Annotated in this window: 19 protein-coding genes; 16 read left to right on the forward strand and 3 right to left on the reverse strand. The window is 36.6% G+C overall.

Translation table 11 applies throughout. From position 1 onward, the window contains the following. The first annotated feature begins 3 nt into the window (after positions 1-3). Positions 4-1,170 (forward strand): XylR family transcriptional regulator, encoded by a 1,167-nt coding sequence (locus tag GWI68_RS18620; protein ID WP_109408259.1) that lies wholly within the window; start codon positions 4-6, stop codon positions 1,168-1,170. 40 nt (positions 1,171-1,210) lie between these two features. On the opposite strand, the gene GWI68_RS18625 is transcribed toward GWI68_RS18620, so the two are convergent. Next, the gene (locus GWI68_RS18625; RefSeq protein ID WP_109408260.1) at positions 1,211-1,501 is read right to left on the reverse strand and encodes a VF530 family protein; all 291 of its coding nucleotides are present in this window, start codon (positions 1,499-1,501) and stop codon (positions 1,211-1,213) included. A gap of 111 nt (positions 1,502-1,612) precedes the next feature. After that, positions 1,613-2,053 carry a hypothetical protein gene (locus tag GWI68_RS18630; RefSeq protein WP_166541250.1) on the reverse strand — a complete coding sequence of 147 codons (441 nt, stop codon included), beginning with the start codon at positions 2,051-2,053 and terminating at the stop codon, positions 1,613-1,615. Positions 2,054-2,650: 597 nt separating this feature from the next. Here GWI68_RS18630 and GWI68_RS18635 point away from each other — a divergent pair. The 7 genes from GWI68_RS18635 to GWI68_RS18665 all read left to right on the forward strand — a co-directional run bounded on the left by GWI68_RS18635 (position 2,651) and on the right by GWI68_RS18665 (position 9,741). Next, the gene (locus tag GWI68_RS18635; RefSeq protein ID WP_166541251.1) at positions 2,651-3,196 is read left to right on the forward strand and encodes a fimbrial protein; all 546 of its coding nucleotides are present in this window, start codon (positions 2,651-2,653) and stop codon (positions 3,194-3,196) included. Positions 3,197-3,276: 80 nt separating this feature from the next. Then, on the forward strand, positions 3,277-3,954 hold the full coding sequence (locus GWI68_RS18640) for a molecular chaperone (protein WP_166541252.1): 678 nt from the start codon (positions 3,277-3,279) through the stop codon (positions 3,952-3,954). A gap of 20 nt (positions 3,955-3,974) precedes the next feature. After that, positions 3,975-6,560: a fimbria/pilus outer membrane usher protein gene (locus GWI68_RS18645; protein WP_166541253.1), complete on the forward strand. Its 2,586-nt coding sequence runs from the start codon at positions 3,975-3,977 to the stop codon at positions 6,558-6,560. Positions 6,561-6,577: 17 nt separating this feature from the next. Next, entirely contained in the window at positions 6,578-7,606 is a 1,029-nt protein-coding gene (locus GWI68_RS18650; RefSeq protein WP_166541254.1) for a fimbrial protein, read from the forward strand. A 16-nt stretch (positions 7,607-7,622) separates the two neighbouring features. Then, a complete protein-coding gene (locus tag GWI68_RS18655; RefSeq protein ID WP_166541255.1) occupies positions 7,623-8,183 on the forward strand; it encodes a fimbrial protein in 561 nt (186 codons plus the stop codon). A gap of 9 nt (positions 8,184-8,192) precedes the next feature. Further along, positions 8,193-8,729: a fimbrial protein gene (locus GWI68_RS18660; protein ID WP_166541256.1), complete on the forward strand. Its 537-nt coding sequence runs from the start codon at positions 8,193-8,195 to the stop codon at positions 8,727-8,729. A 223-nt stretch (positions 8,730-8,952) separates the two neighbouring features. After that, positions 8,953-9,741: a hypothetical protein gene (locus tag GWI68_RS18665; protein ID WP_166541257.1), complete on the forward strand. Its 789-nt coding sequence runs from the start codon at positions 8,953-8,955 to the stop codon at positions 9,739-9,741. Between the two features lie 38 nt (positions 9,742-9,779). Here GWI68_RS18665 and GWI68_RS20605 read toward each other — a convergent pair whose 3' ends face one another. Further along, entirely contained in the window at positions 9,780-10,238 is a 459-nt protein-coding gene (locus tag GWI68_RS20605; protein ID WP_109408268.1) for a helix-turn-helix domain-containing protein, read from the reverse strand. A 35-nt stretch (positions 10,239-10,273) separates the two neighbouring features. Between GWI68_RS20605 and GWI68_RS18675 the strand changes: the two genes are divergently transcribed. The 8 genes from GWI68_RS18675 to GWI68_RS18710 all read left to right on the forward strand — a co-directional run bounded on the left by GWI68_RS18675 (position 10,274) and on the right by GWI68_RS18710 (position 19,855). Further along, positions 10,274-10,792 carry a hypothetical protein gene (locus GWI68_RS18675; RefSeq protein WP_166541437.1) on the forward strand — a complete coding sequence of 173 codons (519 nt, stop codon included), beginning with the start codon at positions 10,274-10,276 and terminating at the stop codon, positions 10,790-10,792. 241 nt (positions 10,793-11,033) lie between these two features. Then, positions 11,034-12,074, forward strand: a complete 1,041-nt coding sequence (locus GWI68_RS18680; RefSeq protein WP_166541258.1) for a hypothetical protein — start codon at positions 11,034-11,036, stop codon at positions 12,072-12,074. Then, entirely contained in the window at positions 12,071-13,150 is a 1,080-nt protein-coding gene (locus tag GWI68_RS18685; RefSeq protein WP_166541259.1) for an acyl-CoA reductase, read from the forward strand. The genes GWI68_RS18680 and GWI68_RS18685 overlap by 4 nt, the downstream gene beginning before the upstream one ends. A 5-nt stretch (positions 13,151-13,155) precedes the next feature. Then, positions 13,156-14,178, forward strand: a complete 1,023-nt coding sequence (locus tag GWI68_RS18690) for an NAD-dependent epimerase/dehydratase family protein (protein ID WP_166541260.1) — start codon at positions 13,156-13,158, stop codon at positions 14,176-14,178. Then, the gene (locus tag GWI68_RS18695; RefSeq protein WP_166541261.1) at positions 14,175-16,424 is read left to right on the forward strand and encodes a penicillin acylase family protein; all 2,250 of its coding nucleotides are present in this window, start codon (positions 14,175-14,177) and stop codon (positions 16,422-16,424) included. Before GWI68_RS18690 ends, GWI68_RS18695 begins: the two co-directional genes overlap by 4 nt. 3 nt (positions 16,425-16,427) lie before the next feature. Further along, positions 16,428-17,846 (forward strand): AmmeMemoRadiSam system radical SAM enzyme, encoded by a 1,419-nt coding sequence (gene amrS / locus GWI68_RS18700; RefSeq protein WP_166541262.1) that lies wholly within the window; start codon positions 16,428-16,430, stop codon positions 17,844-17,846. A 4-nt stretch (positions 17,847-17,850) separates the two neighbouring features. Then, positions 17,851-19,089, forward strand: coding sequence for a hypothetical protein (locus GWI68_RS18705; RefSeq protein WP_166541263.1), 1,239 nt, complete (start codon positions 17,851-17,853; stop codon positions 19,087-19,089). Positions 19,090-19,282: 193 nt separating this feature from the next. After that, the gene (locus tag GWI68_RS18710; protein WP_166541264.1) at positions 19,283-19,855 is read left to right on the forward strand and encodes a hypothetical protein; all 573 of its coding nucleotides are present in this window, start codon (positions 19,283-19,285) and stop codon (positions 19,853-19,855) included. The last annotated feature ends 38 nt before the right edge of the window (positions 19,856-19,893 follow it).

Consider the following 19,893-nt stretch of genomic DNA (forward strand, 5'->3'; position numbering starts at 1 on the left):
AAAATGAAAAAAGATACATACTTTCGTATTGTGCTGTTATTCAATGCTAATAAAGTGTACGACCGTCAAGTAGTTGAGGGGGTTGGAGAATACCTTCAGGCATCACAGTGCCATTGGGATGTCTTTATTGAAGAAGATTTTCGTACTCGACTGGATAATATTAATCACTGGGTTTGTGACGGTATTATTGCAGATTTTGACGATCCAATTATTGCTAAGCATTTAAGCCAATCATCGTTAGCGGTAATTGGTGTAGGTGGCTCTTATCACCAAGAAAAAAATTACCCGCCAGTACCTTATATCGCCACTGATAATTATGAATTAGTTCAGCAAGCCTTTTTGCATTTAAAACAGAAAGGGCTTAAGCATTTTGCTTTTTATGGTTTACCCGCAAAAGATCATCCCCATTGGTCTAATGAACGAGAGCACGCTTTTCGTCAATTAGTCACCAGTGAAAAATATCCAGGCATTGTTTATAACGGCATGGATATTACCCAAGAAAATTGGCAACACGCACAGAATCGTTTATCTGATTGGATACAAACTTTACCGCCACAAACAGGGATTATTGCGGTCACTGATGCAAGAGCGCGTCATTTATTGCAAGTTTGCGATAATTTAAATATTAATGTGCCTGAAGAAATAAGCATTATCGGAATTGATGATGAAGATATGACACGCTATTTATCCCGCATTGCATTATCTTCTGTTGTGCAAGGTTCACGGCAAATGGGATATTTAGCTGCAAAATTATTACATCAAACCCTAGAAGGGCATGTAACAGATAAACAGCAAAGAATATTAGTTCCCCCCGTTAAAATTGTTGAACGGCGCTCAACTGATTTTCACTCATTTAACGATCCCACTGTTGTTCAAGCTATGCATTATATTTATTACAATGCCTGTAAAGGGATAAAAACAGAGCAAGTTTTAGATGCAGTTAATATGTCGCGTTCTAATTTAGAGCAACGGTTTAAAAAGGAAATTGGCAAGACAATTCATACTGTTATTTATGAAGAAAAACTCAAACGCGCTCAAAATTTATTAGCCACGACAACACTCGCAATTCAAGAAATTTCCGTGATGTGTGGCTATCCGTCATTGCAATACTTTTACTCTATCTTTAAAAAAGAATTTGGTATGACGCCAAAAGAGTTTAGGGATGAGTGAGAGTAATATCTTCAGTACTATTTTATCGATTCTAGATATTTTACTTTCGACGGCTATTCGCCCAAGGATCACAATCAGGATGGTCGATCACTTCAATCACATCATCAATATCAGCTTCAAGAGAATCGAGATAGAGCGCTTCTACTTCAGCGCGTGCCCAAGGAGTTCTGCGCAAAAATTTCAAACTTGATTTCACGCTAGGATCACTTCTAAAGCAGTTAATCTTGATAAGTTGACCTAATTTAGCCCAACCATATTTAGCCACCAGCGCATTTACCTGCATTTCAAGAGTGACGCCATGTAGTGGATCTTTAGAAATATGTCCTGTCATGATTTTCTCAAATACGTATTATTAATTTCAAGGTAAGAAGCGGTGCAGAGTACAAGAAAGCCGTGGAAGTGGCAATAAAATGGGCTGAATAAAAATAGAGATGAAGCGTTATTATCCAGCATGACTTGTAATATAAAAAACTTCCCATTCGTCATCGCCAGTATGCCTTAGCGTGATCCTAAGATCAGTGGGGCCTTTAAATTCGATATTGATATCCTGCATTTCGACTTCAGTGCCATTAAACCAACGACGTAGTCGGTTTCCATTTGTTTGTTTTGGAAAACTATAAGCAAACTGATATCCAGAAGCAGGGATTTCTCTTATCGCTTTAGCTTTAAACTCTTCTAATGTTTTCCCTGTGTACATGTTTCGTTGTGTCAGATTAAATGCCTGTTCATATTCTTCATTATTGATATTACTAATAAAATTAGTAGCCAGTTGACGCTGATAAGAAAAAGAATAGGGTAGTTTAAGCCAATAGTACGCACCCAATGCCGAAACAATAAATAAAAACGAAAAATAAGTGGCCATCTTCTTATATTGTTTTCTCATGATACTCCCCATTCTCATTTTTAAGTTTAACATTCCATTATAACCACCGTGTTTAAAGCTTGATTACAACAGAGTCATTAACTCTTTAGCCACAATGAATAATATCATTTCTTTGCACCATCGCTTTATTTAAATAAAATTAATCTGTAATACAGGTTATTAACTTTTATTTTATTAATACTAGCGATTTATACGTAGAGCCTAAATTTTATACTGCGCGTGATCAAACATTTATATTATTTATCTAATATAAGGATAAATCCTAAGAAAGCGTTAAATTCTATGTCCTCTGAAATTTTACGTTACAATTTCGAACATTATATCAAGCACTCACAAGATGCTTATTATCAGATTTTAATATTATATGTAAGTTAAAAATCAGACTAAATCACCAAAAGCAAAGTACAAAAATGATATTTAAAAATTTAATATTTCAAACTACAGCAAATTTTTGAAAAGGTATTGCAATGTAGATCTCATAAGAAAAAGTAAATATAATTTCTTCGAGTTGAACATGCCGGCACATATTTAATGTTTAAATCTTCGAAATATTGCCGACTAAATAAATAAACATTATTTAATTTAACGAGAAAACTTATGACTTTTTCTAAAACACTTTTAATCACATCTATTATTGCAGCTTCATTTTCTGGTATTGCAAATGCAGCACCTGCTGATGGTAACACAACTGGTGTTATTCATTTTAAAGGTCAATTTATTGATTCAACTTGCACAGTTGAAACTAATAACCAAAATCAAAATGAAGGCACGGTCCAATTAGGCACTTGGTTAACAAATACCTTTAATACTGTAGGTGAAAAAACAGAAGCAATGCCATTTACCATCGGCTTAAGTGGTTGCCCTGCAACATTAGGAACCGCACGAGTGACATTTGAAGGAACTGAAGATAATGAAAACCCTAGCTTATATAAAGTAAGTGACGCAAAAGGTGTTGGTATTGGTCTTTTAGGTGATCCTAACAGTGAGACTTATTTCACGCCAAATACTGAAGCAGAAGGTATTACACTAAAAGGTAATCAAGGTCAAAAAACATATTATGCGCGTTATGTAACCACGGCAGAAGAAGTATCACCAGGAAATGCTAATGCGGATGTTACTGTGACAATTAAATATACTCAATAATTTATTACTCTATATTTAATTACCCCATATTTACGTCAAAGGGGAACGTAGGTTCCCTCTTTTTTTCAAAGGAAATATAAATGAAAAAATCAATTATTGCCTTATCACTTTTAAGCATAGTTACTATTAATGCTAATGCGAGTGTAGTATTAGGTGGTACTCGTGTTATTTATGAAGGTGACAAAAAAGAGGCATCAATCTCCGTTAGAAATAATGAAAAAATACCTTATCTAGTTCAATCATGGATTGAAAATTTTGATAATAATGACTCAACTAAACCGCCATTTTCAGTAACACCACCTTTATTTAGAATTGAAGCAGAATCAGCAAATGCAGTGCGTATTGTATTAACAGATCCTCGTTTACCAACAAATAAAGAATCTGTTTATTGGTTAAATATAAAATCTATTCCACCAACAGATCCTAATGCTGTCAATAATTTGACTATTTCTGTTAATAATAAAATTAAGCTTATTTATAGACCTGCAAACTTATCGAAATCAGCGGCGGCGACAGCTTATGAAACCTTGACGTTTGAAAAACAAGGCGACCAATTAAAAGCTAAAAATCCAACACCTTATTATGTTTCATTTGGTCAATTAGTCGTAGGTAATAAAGAATTAGATAACCCAGGCATGGTACCTCCAATGGCTGAAGCCTCGTGGAATATCTCTGGTATTCAAGCCAACCAAGTGACATGGAATGCAGTTAACGATCACGGTTCAATCACGGATAATAAAACACAAACATTGAAATAATAATTGGATGATTATTCATTATGCGCCTTATTACAAATCACAAAAAAACAGAAAAAAATTGTAATAAATACATTATCTCTTCGCATAATGGATTATTTACATTTCAATTAAAAAGAATATCTCAAGCTATTGCTACTATTATTATTGTTGGAGCAACAGCGAATTATTCAATTGCAAATGACTATTTTAGTCCAAATTCATTAAGTATTATTGATGGACAGAACATTGCAGATATAGAAAGCCTTGACCAATTCTCCAAACCTGGAGGGCAATTAGCTGGAAATTATCACGTCGATATTATTATTAATAATATTGTTGTTGATGCAAAAAACATTACATTTATTAGTAATGAAAAAACAGGTCAATTAATGCCTGTATTAAAAAAAGAAGATTTAAATGATTGGGGTATCAAAGTTGATTCTATTTCTGATTTGGCTTCATTAGCACCAACACACGAAATTACTGATATCAGCGATTATATTGCTGATGCAAAAACAGAATTAGCATTAAATCAGCAAAAATTAATGTTTTCTATCCCCCAAATTGCGATGGAAAAAATAGTACCGGGAACAATTCCAAGTAGTAAATGGGAAAATGGGTTACCAGCATTCGTTTTAAATTACTACTATAGCGGTTCAAATAACTGGAGCCGTACAGGAGGTCAAGACACTAATAATCACTATGTAAACTTTCGCAGTAGTGCAAATTTAGGCCCTTGGCGCTTAAAAAACTATTCAACTTTTAGCGAAAGTTCAGCAGGTAGAGAGTGGAAAAGCATCGAAACGAGCTTAGAGAGAGGGATTAATAACCTAAAATCACAATTAATTATGGGTGATACCTCAACACCAAGTGACGTATTTGACAGCTTTCAATTTCGAGGCATTCAATTACAAAGTGATGAGGCAATGTTACCAAGCTCAATGCGTGGTTTTGCTCCGGTGATCCGTGGTATTGCACAAAGTAATGCAGAAATTACCATCAAACAAAATAATTATGTAATTTACCAAGCTTATGTCGCGCCAGGTGCTTTTGAAATTGATGATCTCTATTCAACAGGAACTAGCGGTGACTTAACGGTGCTAATTAAAGAAGCGGATGGTACAGAGCGCTCTTTTGTTGTGCCATTTTCATCAATTGCCATTATGCAACGTGAGGGGCAATTTAAATATTCACTCACAGGGGGAAAATTTAAATCTAATGCTGACAACGCCAAAGAGCCAGAATTTGTGCAAGGTACGGCCATTTATGGTTTACCTAAAGGTGTTACAGGTTATACAGGCGTATTGCTCTCAAAAGATCATCAATCTTATGTTGCTGGTGTTGGTGTTAACTTAGGTAGTTTAGGGGCGTTCTCAACAGATATTACCCATGCTAATACTCAAAACTTAGCAGGTAAAAATAATAATAGTGGGCAGTCTTATCGCTTCCAATACTCTAAAAATATGATGACGACGGGAACCTCTGTCACATTGGCTAATTATCGCTATTCAACAGAAGGTTATTACAGCTTTACTGAAGCCAATAACCATTACAGCGATGAGTTACATCATGATAATAAAAAGAATCGCTTTCAGATAACATTGAGCCAGTCTTTAAATGACTACGGTAGTATTTATTTTTCTACCTATCAGCAAGATTATTGGGATCGTTCAGGAAAAGAGCGCTCCATAAGCTCTGGCTATAGTAATAATATGGGCGGAATTTCTTATAATTTAAATTATAGCTATTCAAGCACACCTAATCAGCGTAAGTCAGATAATCGATTTGCGTTCTCTGTTTCTATACCTTTGGATAGCATGGCGGGAAGTTACACGTCATTAAACAGCAGTGTAACAACAGATAATAACGGTAATGCTGACATGATGGCCGGTATTAGTGGCAGTTTACTTGAGAACAATAACCTAAATTATTCAGTCCAGCAGTCTTATGGCAATAAAGAAAATAATGCTAGTGGTAATGCATCTGCTTCTTATCGCGCAAGTTATGGTGTCGCTAATGTAGGCTATGGTTATGACAAACATTCACAACGAGCTAATTATGGATTAACAGGTGCTGTGGTTGCTCATCCTTATGGCGTGACGCTGTCACAACCTATTTATGATTCGTTCGCCATTGTTAGAGCACCAGATGCCAAAAATGTGCAAATTCAAAATCGCACAGGTGTTTCCACCGATTGGCGAGGCTATGCCATCGTACCTTATTTAAACGCATATTCTAAGAATGAAATTACATTAGATATCAGCTCATTACCTGACAACGTTGAATTAAAGAATAATACCGTCACGCTTATCCCAACGAAGGGAGCCGCTATGCTTGCTGATTATCAAACTCATGTGGGATATCGCGTGTTATTTACTGTTATTAACAACGGTAAACCTGTTCCATTTGGTGCTTTAGCTCAATTATCACAACAAACCAATGAACAAGAGGTAAGTACAGGTATTGCCGATGAGAATGGGGATGTCTATCTCAGTGGAATGCCAGAAAAAGGACAACTTACCGTGTCATGGGGCAAAAACACGCAAGATCAATGTATTGCAGATTATCATTTAACGGCAGAGCAATTAAAACAGCATTTGCCAACCTTAACTGTTAATTGCCGTTAATTAAGAGGATCTTCATTATGAATATTAAACAATTTATTATTGCTACTTCTTTAACCTTGTTTTCATCTCAGGCATTAAGTGATGGTACTTTTTACCTCGGTATTAATAATTTTATTATTGATGATATAGCTCAAAAAAAACCATCAGGCTCTCTTTTAGGTAATGGTTGGCAAACATTCAGCGCAAGCTCTGATGAAAATTTATGCGAGGCGTTTACACCGGGTAAATATAACTATGTAACGAAGATCACAACAAATTTATCAGGTATTTCTGCAATACGCGAAGATTCACAATCTTATCCTGTTTTTAAAACCAACATAGATGGCATCGGTTATATCATGGGATATCGTCAACAAGGAACATCACAGTGGTATCCCATTACTTCTGCTGAAACCTATCGTGAGACGAAAGATAATACCGTAAAGCTTTATTTAGAAATGAAAATTGCCTTTGTAAAGACGGTATCTGGCGAAATAAATAAAAGTACATCTAATAGAATAAATTTAGAATCATTAAACTTTCAATGTACACGAGGAACAACATCTTTGGTTATGGGGGTGGGTTTAATTGTACGAAGTTCACCTGCTGTGACGTGGAAAGAGAGCAGTTGTGAAGTAAAAACCAAACGTGAAACCGTTGATTTAGGGACTCATGAGCTGGCGGCAATACGCAAATTGGGTATTGGTGATAATTTTGGTTATGCACAACAATCAATGACGGTTGAATGCCCTGAAAATATGATTGTTGATTACACGATTGCTGATAATAACAACCCAAATAATATTGGCTCAGATATTATCTATTTAGAAAATCAGAGCAATAACCCCGGCTTTGGTGTGCAGATGTTTGAATCAGGAAGCTCTGAAGCTTTAAAACTCGGTGGCGATAGAAAAACACCGGGTAATTATCAATATTCTTTTGCGAAAACAACCAATAAGAAAGAAGTGATAAATAAAGATTTTGATTTTAAATACGTAAAATTATCTGACAATGTCAAGGCGTCTGATGGCAATGCTAAAGTCACTGTAACGTTAGTTTATCGCTAATTTAGAAGGAACTATCGTGAAAAATAAATCAATTTTAAAAAAGAGTGTTATTCAGTGCATTTTATTCGCATTAGTATTCTTTTCTTTCTCTGTCTTTGCTAGTGATAGCGTTAAAGTCAATTATACGGGTTCGATAAAAGCGGCGGCTTGTAGCATTGAAACAAATAATTTAAATGTCGAACTAGGCACTTGGTTATTAACAGGAAATGGCAATAATTTCTCTGCGGGCAGTACAACTGATTGGGTTGAATTTGAATTAGTCTTTAATTGTAAAATGCAAAGTAGTCAAGTGGTAGGTTCATTACAAGGAGCACCTGCATCAGATAAAAACTTATTTAAGCTTGACGATATCGCCAATGCTGCCTCAGGAATGGCTATTCAAATTGAAGCCTATTCTCCAGAGCGCAACCACTGGGAAGCTAAAAATGCCAATGAGTTAAGTGTGTTATTAAGCTCGAAAGAAGTTGCCAATGGTATTAATAAATTGAAATTAAGAGCTCGTTATAAACAGTTAGAAAATACGGCAACGCCGGGCAAAGCTAATGCTTCAATTACCTTTGTTGTGCAAAGTAATTAAGGAATAATGATGAAACCAATCCAATCCATAATCCTTTTTGTCTCTTCCTTATTATTTTCTTCACAAGTAATAAGTTATGACACCTTATTTGATATTAAAGGAAAGGTGCAAGCTAGTACCTGCATATTAGAGTCATCAAAAATCAAAGAGGTTAACCTTGGGCATATTTCCTTAAGTAACAACGGATTTGGCGAACAGATACATTCAACGAGCGAAAAAATAGACTGGAATATTACCCTAGAGTGTCCCGAAGGATTACCCGTTATTTTAAATCCTAGAGGAACTGCTTTTTCTGGCGACAATACTGTTTTGGCATTAAATCCTTCATCTGATAATGCCAAAGGAGTTGGTGTTGAAACACAATACAGTGTAAATGGCAGTAATTGGTCTACATTAGAATTAAATAAACGTAATACCGTGATTAGCGCCACCCAAAATGAAGGTGAAGTAACTTTAAATTTTAGGGGTTATTACAAACAAATGGAAAAAGACGTTTTCCCTGGGACAGCAAATGCTACATTAGATCTTGAAATTGTTTATCAATAAAACGTTTATTAAGCTAAGTCATTAAGTTAATTTAATAAATTTTAATGATTAATTACTTCTTACGCGAGAAAATGAGCAATTATTCCAAAAATATAATTATTATTACCTCATGTTTATTAAATTAAATGATTAAAGTAATAGCAGTTATTTTTACTACATAATCCATCCATTAAAAATAGAAATATATTATATAAATTATATTTTTATAGCGCTGGAAATAAAAATGAAAGAATTTAATAAGTATAAAAAAACATTGAATGAAATTGACTACTATGTGTATGCTCTTTGTGAGGTAAATGGAACTCGCCGTATACCATTTTACATAGGGAAAGGGAAAAATTCTCGCTGTCTTACCCACATTGCTGAAGCCGAAAAAATGAAGGAAAATGGCGATGAATTAGATGAAAAAACACAAAAAATCATTGAATTACAAAAAAACAATATGCTTGGTATCGATATCTTATGTCATGGGATTAGTAACTCAGATAGTGCATATATGGTCGAACGAACTTGCTTAGATTTAATTGGTATTGACCTTTTGACTAATAAAATTAATGGAAAAAGCAGTAGCAATAATGAAACCAACAAAAGACAAGGTAGGTTAACAATAGACGAAATACAATCCATTTATTCACGTGAAGATGTTGATGTTTCACCTGAACACAGTGGTTTAGTTTTTATTTTAAATAAACTTTATAAATTTGGTATGACTGATCTTCAATTATTCGAGGCAACCAGAGGTGTGTGGCATAATCCACCAAGAAATGATGAATCTGTAAAGTATGCTTATGCTACATATAATAATATTGTTAAGGAAGTATACGAAATTCACGGATGGGTAAAAGCTGGAACACAAGAATACTTTACTCGTACAATAAAGCTACCTAGTGAACGTTGGGAATTTATAGGTCGAAAAGCACCTCAGGATATTCGCGATCGCTATGTTGGAAAAATAATCAATTATAACCGTAGTTATAGTAGTCCATTTGTCAGAGTCGGAAAAAACAACTAATTTCAGATTAAGAATAAAATAGAAACATAAATAGTAATTTATATTTCTATTTTTGCTAGCCATTCACAATCCAACACCGTTATCGATTTGCTCTTTAATTTAATCGCCTTAATACTGACTAAATGAGCTAAAGCGCGGTTTAATTGTCTGGTTGAGATCCCAAGCATTGCCGCTAATGAGTCTCTTTTTTCTAATTGAAAAGAGACTCCTTCTTGTTGTGTTTTAAAAAATAAATATCGGCGTAGTTTAAATTCTGAAGAATAGGGTGACTGAGAGTGTCTTAATGAAGATTGATAAAGTTTTTGGCTTAATTGCTGACAAATAAAGGTGAGAAAATTAGCATCTTGTAATGCTTTTTGTCTGATTATGGAAAGAGGTAACGCTAATAAATAGGAAGGAACTAAGGCTTGTACGGTGCTAAAGATCATTTCATCTTTAGCTGAAAACAGTTCTAAATCACCAATAACACAGAAAGCTTGTTCAAAAGAAAAGACCACATGCTCACCGTTTATTTCATAGCGTTCAATTTGTAATACTTGATTTAGCTGCTGATGAGGCCCGTTTTCCTTTAGATAATCATATCACTGCTTTTGATTATGTTAAAAAAGCAGGGGGTAATTTAATTGCTCATGCAGGAGAAGCAAAAGGTGCTGAAAGTGTCACAGAAACATTGGATAAACTGCATGTTACTCGAATTGGTCATGGTGTAAGAAGTATTGAGGATAGCGAAGTTATTAATAGGCTTAAATCTCAAAATATATTATTAGAGGTTTGTCCAAGCTGTAATATTATCTGCAATATCTATGAGCAAATAGGCCAACATCCCGTTAATCAGCTAAAAAAGCAGGGCGTTAAATTAAATATTAATACCGACGCACGAACGCTTGCCAATACTTCATTAAATAAAGAATATCAATTATTACATGATATTTTTGGTTGGTGCGAAAAAGACTTTCAGCAATGTAATATCGATGCTCTTAATGCCAGTTTTATTTCAGATGATATTCGTAAAAAGCTAATGGATAAGCTTTGCTACGTTCACAAAAAATAGCGATCCACACATAATAATCACCAAAGAGAACACTTTATTTTTAAAGTGTTCTCTTTGCTTTTAAGCAAAACTACTTATTTATCAGATTGTGATTATTCAATCTAGATAAAACAATGTGATATAAAACATAAGAACGGTGAAATCTAATCACATCCTTCCTGTTTTAAGAATAATTACATTCAATAAGTAAAAATAATTGCTGACTATGTTGATATAACCATTATCAATGTAAGGATACATCATGTCAGAAAAACGGTGTCATAAAATTGATAGCTTAGTTAATCTTACTCAACCTTATGCTGTTGATAGTTTTGATGATGCTCTTTTTACTGCATCTATGGATGAAGCAGACATCTGGCATCGTCAATATAATGCTAATTATCAATCGCTATGGCAAAAAATGCCTCAACCAGTTATCCCCGTTAATTTATTTAAAACCATGGATTTAGCGACACCAACACATCGCAATGGCATTTGGCTAAATAGTTCAGGAACGGGACAACAAGGAAAAACACAAGTTTTCTTTGATGATGTCAGCCTAAAGCGCATTGAAACGGCAATGACACAGATTTTCTATCACAATAGCTTAATATCCACAAACCCAGCCCATTTTCTGATGTTATCGCCCGATCCTCAATCTGGCGATCATGCTGGTTTTGCCACTGCTTTCTTAAAATTTACCCAATGCGCACCGATTAAAGAGCTTGTTTTTACGGTATCAGAACAAGGCCAATTTGATACAAAACTAGCATGGTCAACATTGCAGCGTTGGGCGAGTGATCCGGCTCCTATTTATATTCTTGGGTTAACACTTTTCTTTGAGCACTTATGTTTAAGCCGACCAGAACCCTTCACGCTGTTATCGCCGATTAAAGGCTTAACGGGCGGAGGATGGAAAGGGATGACAAAACAACTTGAACGACCTGATATTATCCAAGGATTAAAAGAAACCTTACATGCTCCTAATGTTGATATTCGTGATATTTATGGCATGACAGAACATCCTCTACACTACATTAGTTGTAGTGAAGGGCATTTCCACATTCCAGCTTATTCTCGCTTTGCCATTATTGATGAAACGGGTGATCGAGCACCAGAAGGTAAAACAGGATTTATTCAACTTGAGAATCCTTTTTTTGATTCTCTGCCTTCTCAACGTCTGTTAACTCAAGATTTAGGAATATGGGGAACACAATGCGCTTGTGGTCATTCTTTACCCTATATTCATTATATTGGAAGAGCTACTTCACCAGAGGGCACTTGCGCTGCACAGATAAAATGATAGAAGCGATACTTGTTCGTTTAGCAAACATTAAACTGTGTTTAATACACTGCCTTAATGAAAACTGGTTATTTTCTGATGACGTTTTGACGCAAAAATTCTGCCTTGAACGTCTGAAACAATGGGCTTATAGCGATGTATTAGCACAAAAAGTGGCTAACGAATTAGGAAATAAAAACTGGCGAGCGCCCAATAAATTATTAATTGTAGTCTCTGAAAAAGATCCCCTTGGTACATTAGAAGCCTTACTTGCAGGCTATTTAATTGGTAGTCCCATCAGAATAAAAGCACGATTATCAACACAATGGCTTTATCCATTACGGGCATATTTAGGCTTAAATGAAAATCAGTGTGAAATTCTAAATTGGTCGAGTGAAAATCAAAACGATGAGCTTGTTCTTGAAGGTATCGAGGCCATTTTATTAGCAGGTGGTGATGCGCTTATTCAGCATTATCGCCAAATCACACCAGCACATATTAAATTAATTGAGTTAGGTCCCAAAATAAGTGGGATGGCTATTTTGGGTGATTCATTACCTGATATTTCTTTGGTGTTAAATGATGTTTGCTTGTTTAGACAGCAGGTTTGTAGTTCACCTCGTTTTATTTTATTAGAAAATAAAACCTGTGCAGAACAACTCTATCAGCAACTTTCTATCGCATTGCCCTCATTACCGCCATTGCCTGATGATCTAAAACTTCAACAAATGGCACAAGCGCATGAGTATTCACTGTCTCGTGAGCGACTCAATAATGAAAAACCAACACACTATGATGCAAAATCAGGCTGGGCAGTCACTTATCACACTCAATTTATGCCTCAATATTGGCTTAATTTTGGCTTTCAATTGATTGTTGGCTCTGTGGAGCATCATTTGCAATTAGCCCAAAAAGAGTGGTTTGCACGCTTACAAACGCTGGCTTATCACGGCGACCTCTCTTCACTTTCACTGCAAAATTACTGTTTCACTCGTTATTGCCCAATTGGCACGATGCATTCTCGCCCAATGACAGCAACGCATGACGGCTTTTTTATATTGGCTGCACTGGTGTTCTTTGTGAATAAAGAAGGATAACAACATTGAATAAACGGAAAATATTTATCACAGGCGCTAGTGGATTTATTGGCTCTTACTTATTAGCTAAACTTGCAGAACTCGGTGATGAATTAACGATATTATGTCGCGAACCCCGTAAAAATCATCCTTATCGTCCAGCATTACCCAACGGTATTAAGGTGGTGAAAGGCGATTTATTGCAACCGAATACCTACCGAGAAGCGCTGATTGGGCAAGATATCATTATTCATTTAGCCGCGGATTATCGAGTCGGCATTGCGCCGACACGTTCAGAACATCAAAAAATGTATCAAACCAATGTCACTGGCACATTGAATTTGCTAGATGAAGCCAAAAAAGCACAAATCTCTCAGATTTTATATACCAGCACAACAGCAGCATTAGGAGAAACAAAGGGGTTATTACTTGATGAAACTCATCGTCACAATGGTTATTTTCGCAGTTATTATGAAGAAACCAAGCAAATTGCTCACGTATTCGTTGAACACCACCAGCAACAAGGTATGCCGATAAAAATTGCGATTTGTGGCGGTGTTTTTGGACAAGGTGATAATAGCGTTTTAGCCCAAACCTTATCCGCATTTTTTAATAAAAAAATTCCTTTTCAAATCAGTACAAACAGCACATTTCAACTCTGTCATGTTGAACGACTTTGTGACGGATTATTACGATTACTGGCCTTAGATAAACCACAAGAAACTGTTCTTTTCACAGGTGATGTTTTTTCTATGCCTGAAATTTTCACACTATTAAGTGAAATACAAAAAATACCCTCATTACCGATAAAAGATCGCCGTAGTTTGCGGCCATTAGCATGGTTGATGGATAGACTCTCTATGCTAGGTCTAACCATGCCACTTTCTTGTGAAACACTACGTATTATGGATGGTAGCACTTATACCTATTCATCTTATAAGGCAGAACAACTATTAGGATGGACAGCAGGAGAGCCATTAACTGAATTTAAGGATTATATCTGTGGCATTGCTCATCAACAGACGTTGATAAATAAGGAGCAAAAATGAAGCCAAGGACACTAACCAGCCCATGGGGAGCGGTTTCACTCTCACTTGAAACTGAGCAACTATTAAGTATCAAGGGTGATACAGATAATGCGGTTTTCTATGGTCAAGGTTATGGTGCAGCTTATTTGCGATTGTGGCAATTAGACTTATCACGCCGAGTTGCCAGTGGTCGCTTAAGTGAAGTCATGGGAAATGGCGCCCTTAGAACAGACATTTTTCAACGTCGATTAGGATTAGTAGAGTTAGCCAAAATTGCAGAACTTAACGATAAAAACGCACCGTCGGATAGTTGGCAGGCGACTCAATTTCAACATATCACTGCATATATTGCAGGTATTAACCAAGCTATTAATGATTTAAAAATCAGACCTATTGAATGTTTATTATTGCGTTATCAACCTGAAAAATTTACCACGACAGATAGCTATCTCTTAGGGCAATTGAAATACTTTATTAACTCAGCTTGGCAATATGAGTTATTTAATACCCGCTTAGCGAATCGACTAACAACATCTCAACATCAACAGCTTTTATCTACCTTTAGCCTAGAAGGCAATCAAATTCCACCATTACCTTTAAACGAGCAGGGGGAATATCACCCTGAAGTGATTGCAGCGTTTAAAGAAGGGTTAAAAGGCCTACAGCACTTAGGACTGGCTTCACCTGATACGGGATCTAACGTGATTGCAGTGAATGGCTTGTTTACCGCATCTGGTAAACCGATGTTAGCTGCTGATCCGCATATGGGACATGTTAATCCTAGTTTTAATCTGTTATGTCGGTTAAAAAGCGATGAAGGATTAAGCGTAATGGGTTCACATTTTCCAGGATCACCGGGCATTATTGTGGGACGCAATGCCCATGCAGCGTGGGGAATGGTTGGCATTATGGCGGATAACCAAGATTTATATTGGGGACGCATTGATTTAGAAAATGAAAAGGTTGAAACCACACAGGGATGGGAACCTTTAGTAAAAAGAACACATAGCATTGGTTTATCTTCAAAACGCCAACAGAGCTTTGTGACTTATGAGTATTCACAAGGTCGATTGATGTCAGAAAAGGAGGGCTATGGTTTATTTCTACGCTGGCCCGCATTAGATGATCCAAGTGGTGATATTACTTTTTATCAGCTCGCAAAATGTCATAACTGGGCATCATTTAGAGAAGCTTTAAAGCATGTAAAAAATTCCCCCATGATGGTGGGATATGCAGATATTCACGGCGATATTGGCTTACAGAGTATGGGGTATATTCCTAAGCGTCATCGTGAAATTGGCAGTTTAATACTGAGCCTAACGGAACCATTGCATCAATGGCAAGGTTATGTTCCTTTTGATGATTTACCCACAGAATATAACCCTGAACGGGGATATGTTCTTTATGCCAATCAATATAGCGAATCTCTTTTTAATGGGAAACCTGCGCTATCTAATCGCTGGCATCCACCAACAAGAGCGTTGCGTATTGAAGCGCTTATTCAGCAAACAAAAAAACACACTGTTGAGACATTTTGCCAACTTCAAGATGATAAAAAAGATATTTTTGCTCAACAAGCACTCGCTTTTTTGCTCCCTTATGTGCCTGAAGATAAAATCCTTTCTCAGTGGGATGGCAATACTCAACAATTAAATGCCTCACGATTTTTTGATGTGTGGTTCCAACATCTTACTGACAAGGTATTAGGCAAGGTATTAAAAAGAGGATCACGCGCACTGTATACGGATTTTTGGCCAAGTTGTCGCTGGAGTATTTTGAATATTTTGCAACATCATCTACAAAGTTGGCAGTTTGAAGAAAAAGAGATACCCATATTAATTCGTGAAACCTATGCCAGTGCATTAATTGCCAGTCAAAAAATGGAACGCCCTTATGTTGAATTCCAACATAGTATCAAAAAGCCATTGTGGCTTAATCGTCTATTAACTGGACGTTATTTCTATCAAGGTGGTAATCGTGAAACTATTCACGCGACACGACAAAATGCAGATTTCTTAACGCAATCTCAAATAGGGAATAACGATACCATTAAAATCAAGCCATATACGTTTGGTCCCGGTTTTAAACTAATTTCCTCTTTAACGCCACAAGGCGAATGCCATTATTTAATTAATACACCGGCAAAAGGCCATCCTTTCTGCTGGTCACTACGTCATGTTTTGAAATACTGGCAAACAGGTATTCGACAAAAAACCACTTTGCCGCTTCATGAAAATAATCATCATTGTAATGATCAGAAGGAATAACTCATGGTAAGAATGAAGCAATGGCAACAAACAGGGAACCCAGCGCGCTTATGGCACCCAATTTCAAATAATCGCATTCAATGCGAGCTTTGCCCACGAGCCTGTAAAATTAATTTAGGTCGCACAGGAACTTGCAAACTAAGACGCAATGAGAATGGCAGTTTAGTGACGCTAAACTACGGTAAATCGGTACCCATGACACAAGAGTCGATAGAAACCGAAGCGGTTTATCATTATGCACCCGGTGAACGCATTTTATCGTTAGGTAATATTGGCTGTATGTTACGTTGTGATTTTTGCCAAAACTGGAGCACCAGCCAAGCACGTTATGTACAAGACAGCAGTGTGGCGTATTACAGCCCTGAAGATGTGGTCAATTATGCGTTAAAACATAATATTCGTGTTTTGTCGTGGACTTATAATGATCCGATTGTTTGGCATGAGTTTGTCATGGACACAGCGAAGCTTGCTCGTGAACATGGCTTAAAAAATCTGTACAAGAGTGCATTTTACATCAGCGAAAAAGCCATTGATGAATTACTAGGTGTAATGGATATCTTTAGTATTTCATTAAAATCAATGCAAGATAGTTTTTATCGTAAGCATACAGGAGGGCGTTTACAGCCCGTTCTTGACGGTATTAAACAAGTCTATGATGCACGCAAAGCTACAAATAGTCCGCATCTTGAAGTCTCTAACTTATGCGTGACGGGACGTAATGACTCACTAGAAGAAGCGAAAAAAGTCACAGATTGGATGCTTAAATATCTTGATGCAGATATTCCTTTGCACTATGTTCGTTTCCATCCTGATTACCAATATCGACACGTTGAACGCACATCAATTCCTTTTTTAGAGCAAGCTCGCCAGCAAGCCTTAAACGAAGGTATGCGTTATGTTTATGTCGGAAATGTGTTTGATACAGACAGCGCAAACTCTTATTGTCCTGAATGCCATGCCTTATTAGTTAAGCGAAGTGGGTTAATTGCACAATCTCACTTAGATAATGGGCAATGTCCTCATTGTCATTTTCAGCCGTCCATTATTTTGCCTTGGGCTAGATCTAATACTGACAAATTATCAGAACATATCCCTGATGATTTTATCTGTATTACCCATCCTTTCCGTGGTCCTGTTCAGGCTTGCCATATTGAACAAAAAAATGATTCGCCTATTTATTATCAATTTATTACAAAACAAGGTGAGACTATTGGCCCAATCAGCACCAACAGTTGCCATCGCTTTATGTTGTCCAAAAGTAGCCCTAAAGCAGAGGGGATCCGCCTTTATCATCACCAAAATGAACCTTGCCAACTATTTGAGGTTTACGATCGTGCTCACTTTCCTGTTACTGAGGCCGAAAAAACGCATCTTGGTAGCGAAAATGTGCCGATCACTCTTATTCCATTAAAAGGACGCTAAAAATATGCCACTCAATAGAGGATGGTCATTAATCCGTGCTCAGCTTATTGCGGCTCAAATTCGTAAAGCACAACTCGATGATAAAGTACCCAATCTTCCTATTATCTATTTACCAGGAATTTTAGGCACTAAGCTTTTTGATAGACAAAAGCAGGCCTTTATTTGGGGTGATCATCGTAGTGTTTTTACAAAAAGTGATTATGAATATGAACATCCCAACGCTCAACATTCACCTCGCGTATTAGCCACCGAGCAATTGCATGCCTTTTCGATTGTCCCTTATTTAGTTAGCACACTTGTCACTCAAGAGCTTAAAGATGTACTTGAAACCGCATTGGGTTATCGTGAAGGGCAAGATCTATTTTTCCTTGCTCATGATTGGAGAGCCGATCATCGATTGCTGGTGGATACTATTGATAGAGAAGTTAATCGATTAAAAACGATTTTTGGCGAGAGTCAGCCTTTTATTTTTATTGCACAATCCGCGTCTAACCTCGCAATACGCTATTGGTTACGTCATACCACACCAGAAAATAGAGCATTAGTGGCGAAATGGTATGCCTTTGGCCCACCTTGGCACGGTACATTCCAAGCGTTATCAATGATGGAGACTGGCTATTATGCCGGAAGTGGTTATCTTCATGGCTTTTCATCCGATGATGTCTGCGGTTGTCCTTTTGTATACCAACTTTTACCGCCTAATCCTGTGGTTATGGATAGCTACGGTAGAGCATTAAGTGATTTTGATATCTATGATGAGACATGTTGGGAACGCTACCGATTAGGCCCTTATAAAACATCAATCAGTTCAGCACAGAATCAACGGGTAAGAGAGGCTTTGGCACAAAATCTACAATGTGCTAAACGCTTTACTGATGCGGTTTCAGGAATTAATGCTGATGAACAAGCCGTGCCACAAGTGTGGTATTTGAGTGATAACAATATCACATTAAAAGCAGCTATTTATGGGAGAGAACGCTGGTATTTACAAGCCAAAGATATTAAACGTGAATTTCCACAATTAGTTACTCAAGCATTAACCGTTGGAGACGATCACTTGCCTTTAGAAGGATTATTGCAACATTGGCGCGCGCCTATTGTACGTGATCGTTATCAACACCCTTGGGGGAAAAGTTTTGCCTTTATCAGCCAAGCGTCAACACATCGTGCATTAATAAATCATTCACCTAATTTAAGAAGCTTGGCATTTGATATTGCCACCGAAAGAAGAAAAGTTCGTTAATCCGCTTATCTCTCTCACTCTTATTTTTCTCACTCTAACAAGGATTGTTTTCATCATTTAGTGAATGATTTGTAAAAAAATTAAGCATATTCCTAGGAAGTTGAGCATACAATTTAACCTAGAAGATGATAACCTCAAATAGGTTAACAATTTGATATATCATTAAATTTATCTTTTAGTTTAAGGAGTGAAAATGCAAAGAAAGACGCTGGCGTTGCTACTGTTGGGCAGTTCTGCACTTTTGCTTCCAGGTTGCAACTCAACGACTGGAGCATGGGATAAATTCACCACAATTTTATCGAATACTGCACCTTTTATAAAAGAATCCCAAGAGTGGGAAGCGTATAGCGTAAAAACAACTCAACAAGGTGTTGTTTATAGCGCAGCGAATGCCTCAGATAAGCAATTTGTAAGCAACAAAATGGATACAGAGTATGTAGCTGCAATTGCACGTCTTTCAAATCCTTTTGCTATAGGGGAAGACGCTAAGGAAGAACTTGCTAAAGAGAATCAAGGTTATCGTTTTAAATATAATGACATCGTGACAGTAAAGGATAAAAAGACCTCAACAACACTCGGCTATTGCGTAAATTATGATTCGGATAGAGTGATTGACGGTAAATTAAAAGAAGTCAGTGAAGAAGATAAAATTCGAAAATCTTTTATTTATATTGCTAAAGATAAACCTGTCTCTGTAGCTACTGTAAGTGCTGATTTTACCAAATTAATGTGTGGTGAAAAATTTTATAACAAAAACAAAATATAGTTATTAGAAAACCTAAAATACTTAAACACAACAATAAA

The organism is Proteus sp. G2669, from assembly GCF_009915245.1.
Lineage (GTDB): Bacteria > Pseudomonadota > Gammaproteobacteria > Enterobacterales > Enterobacteriaceae > Proteus.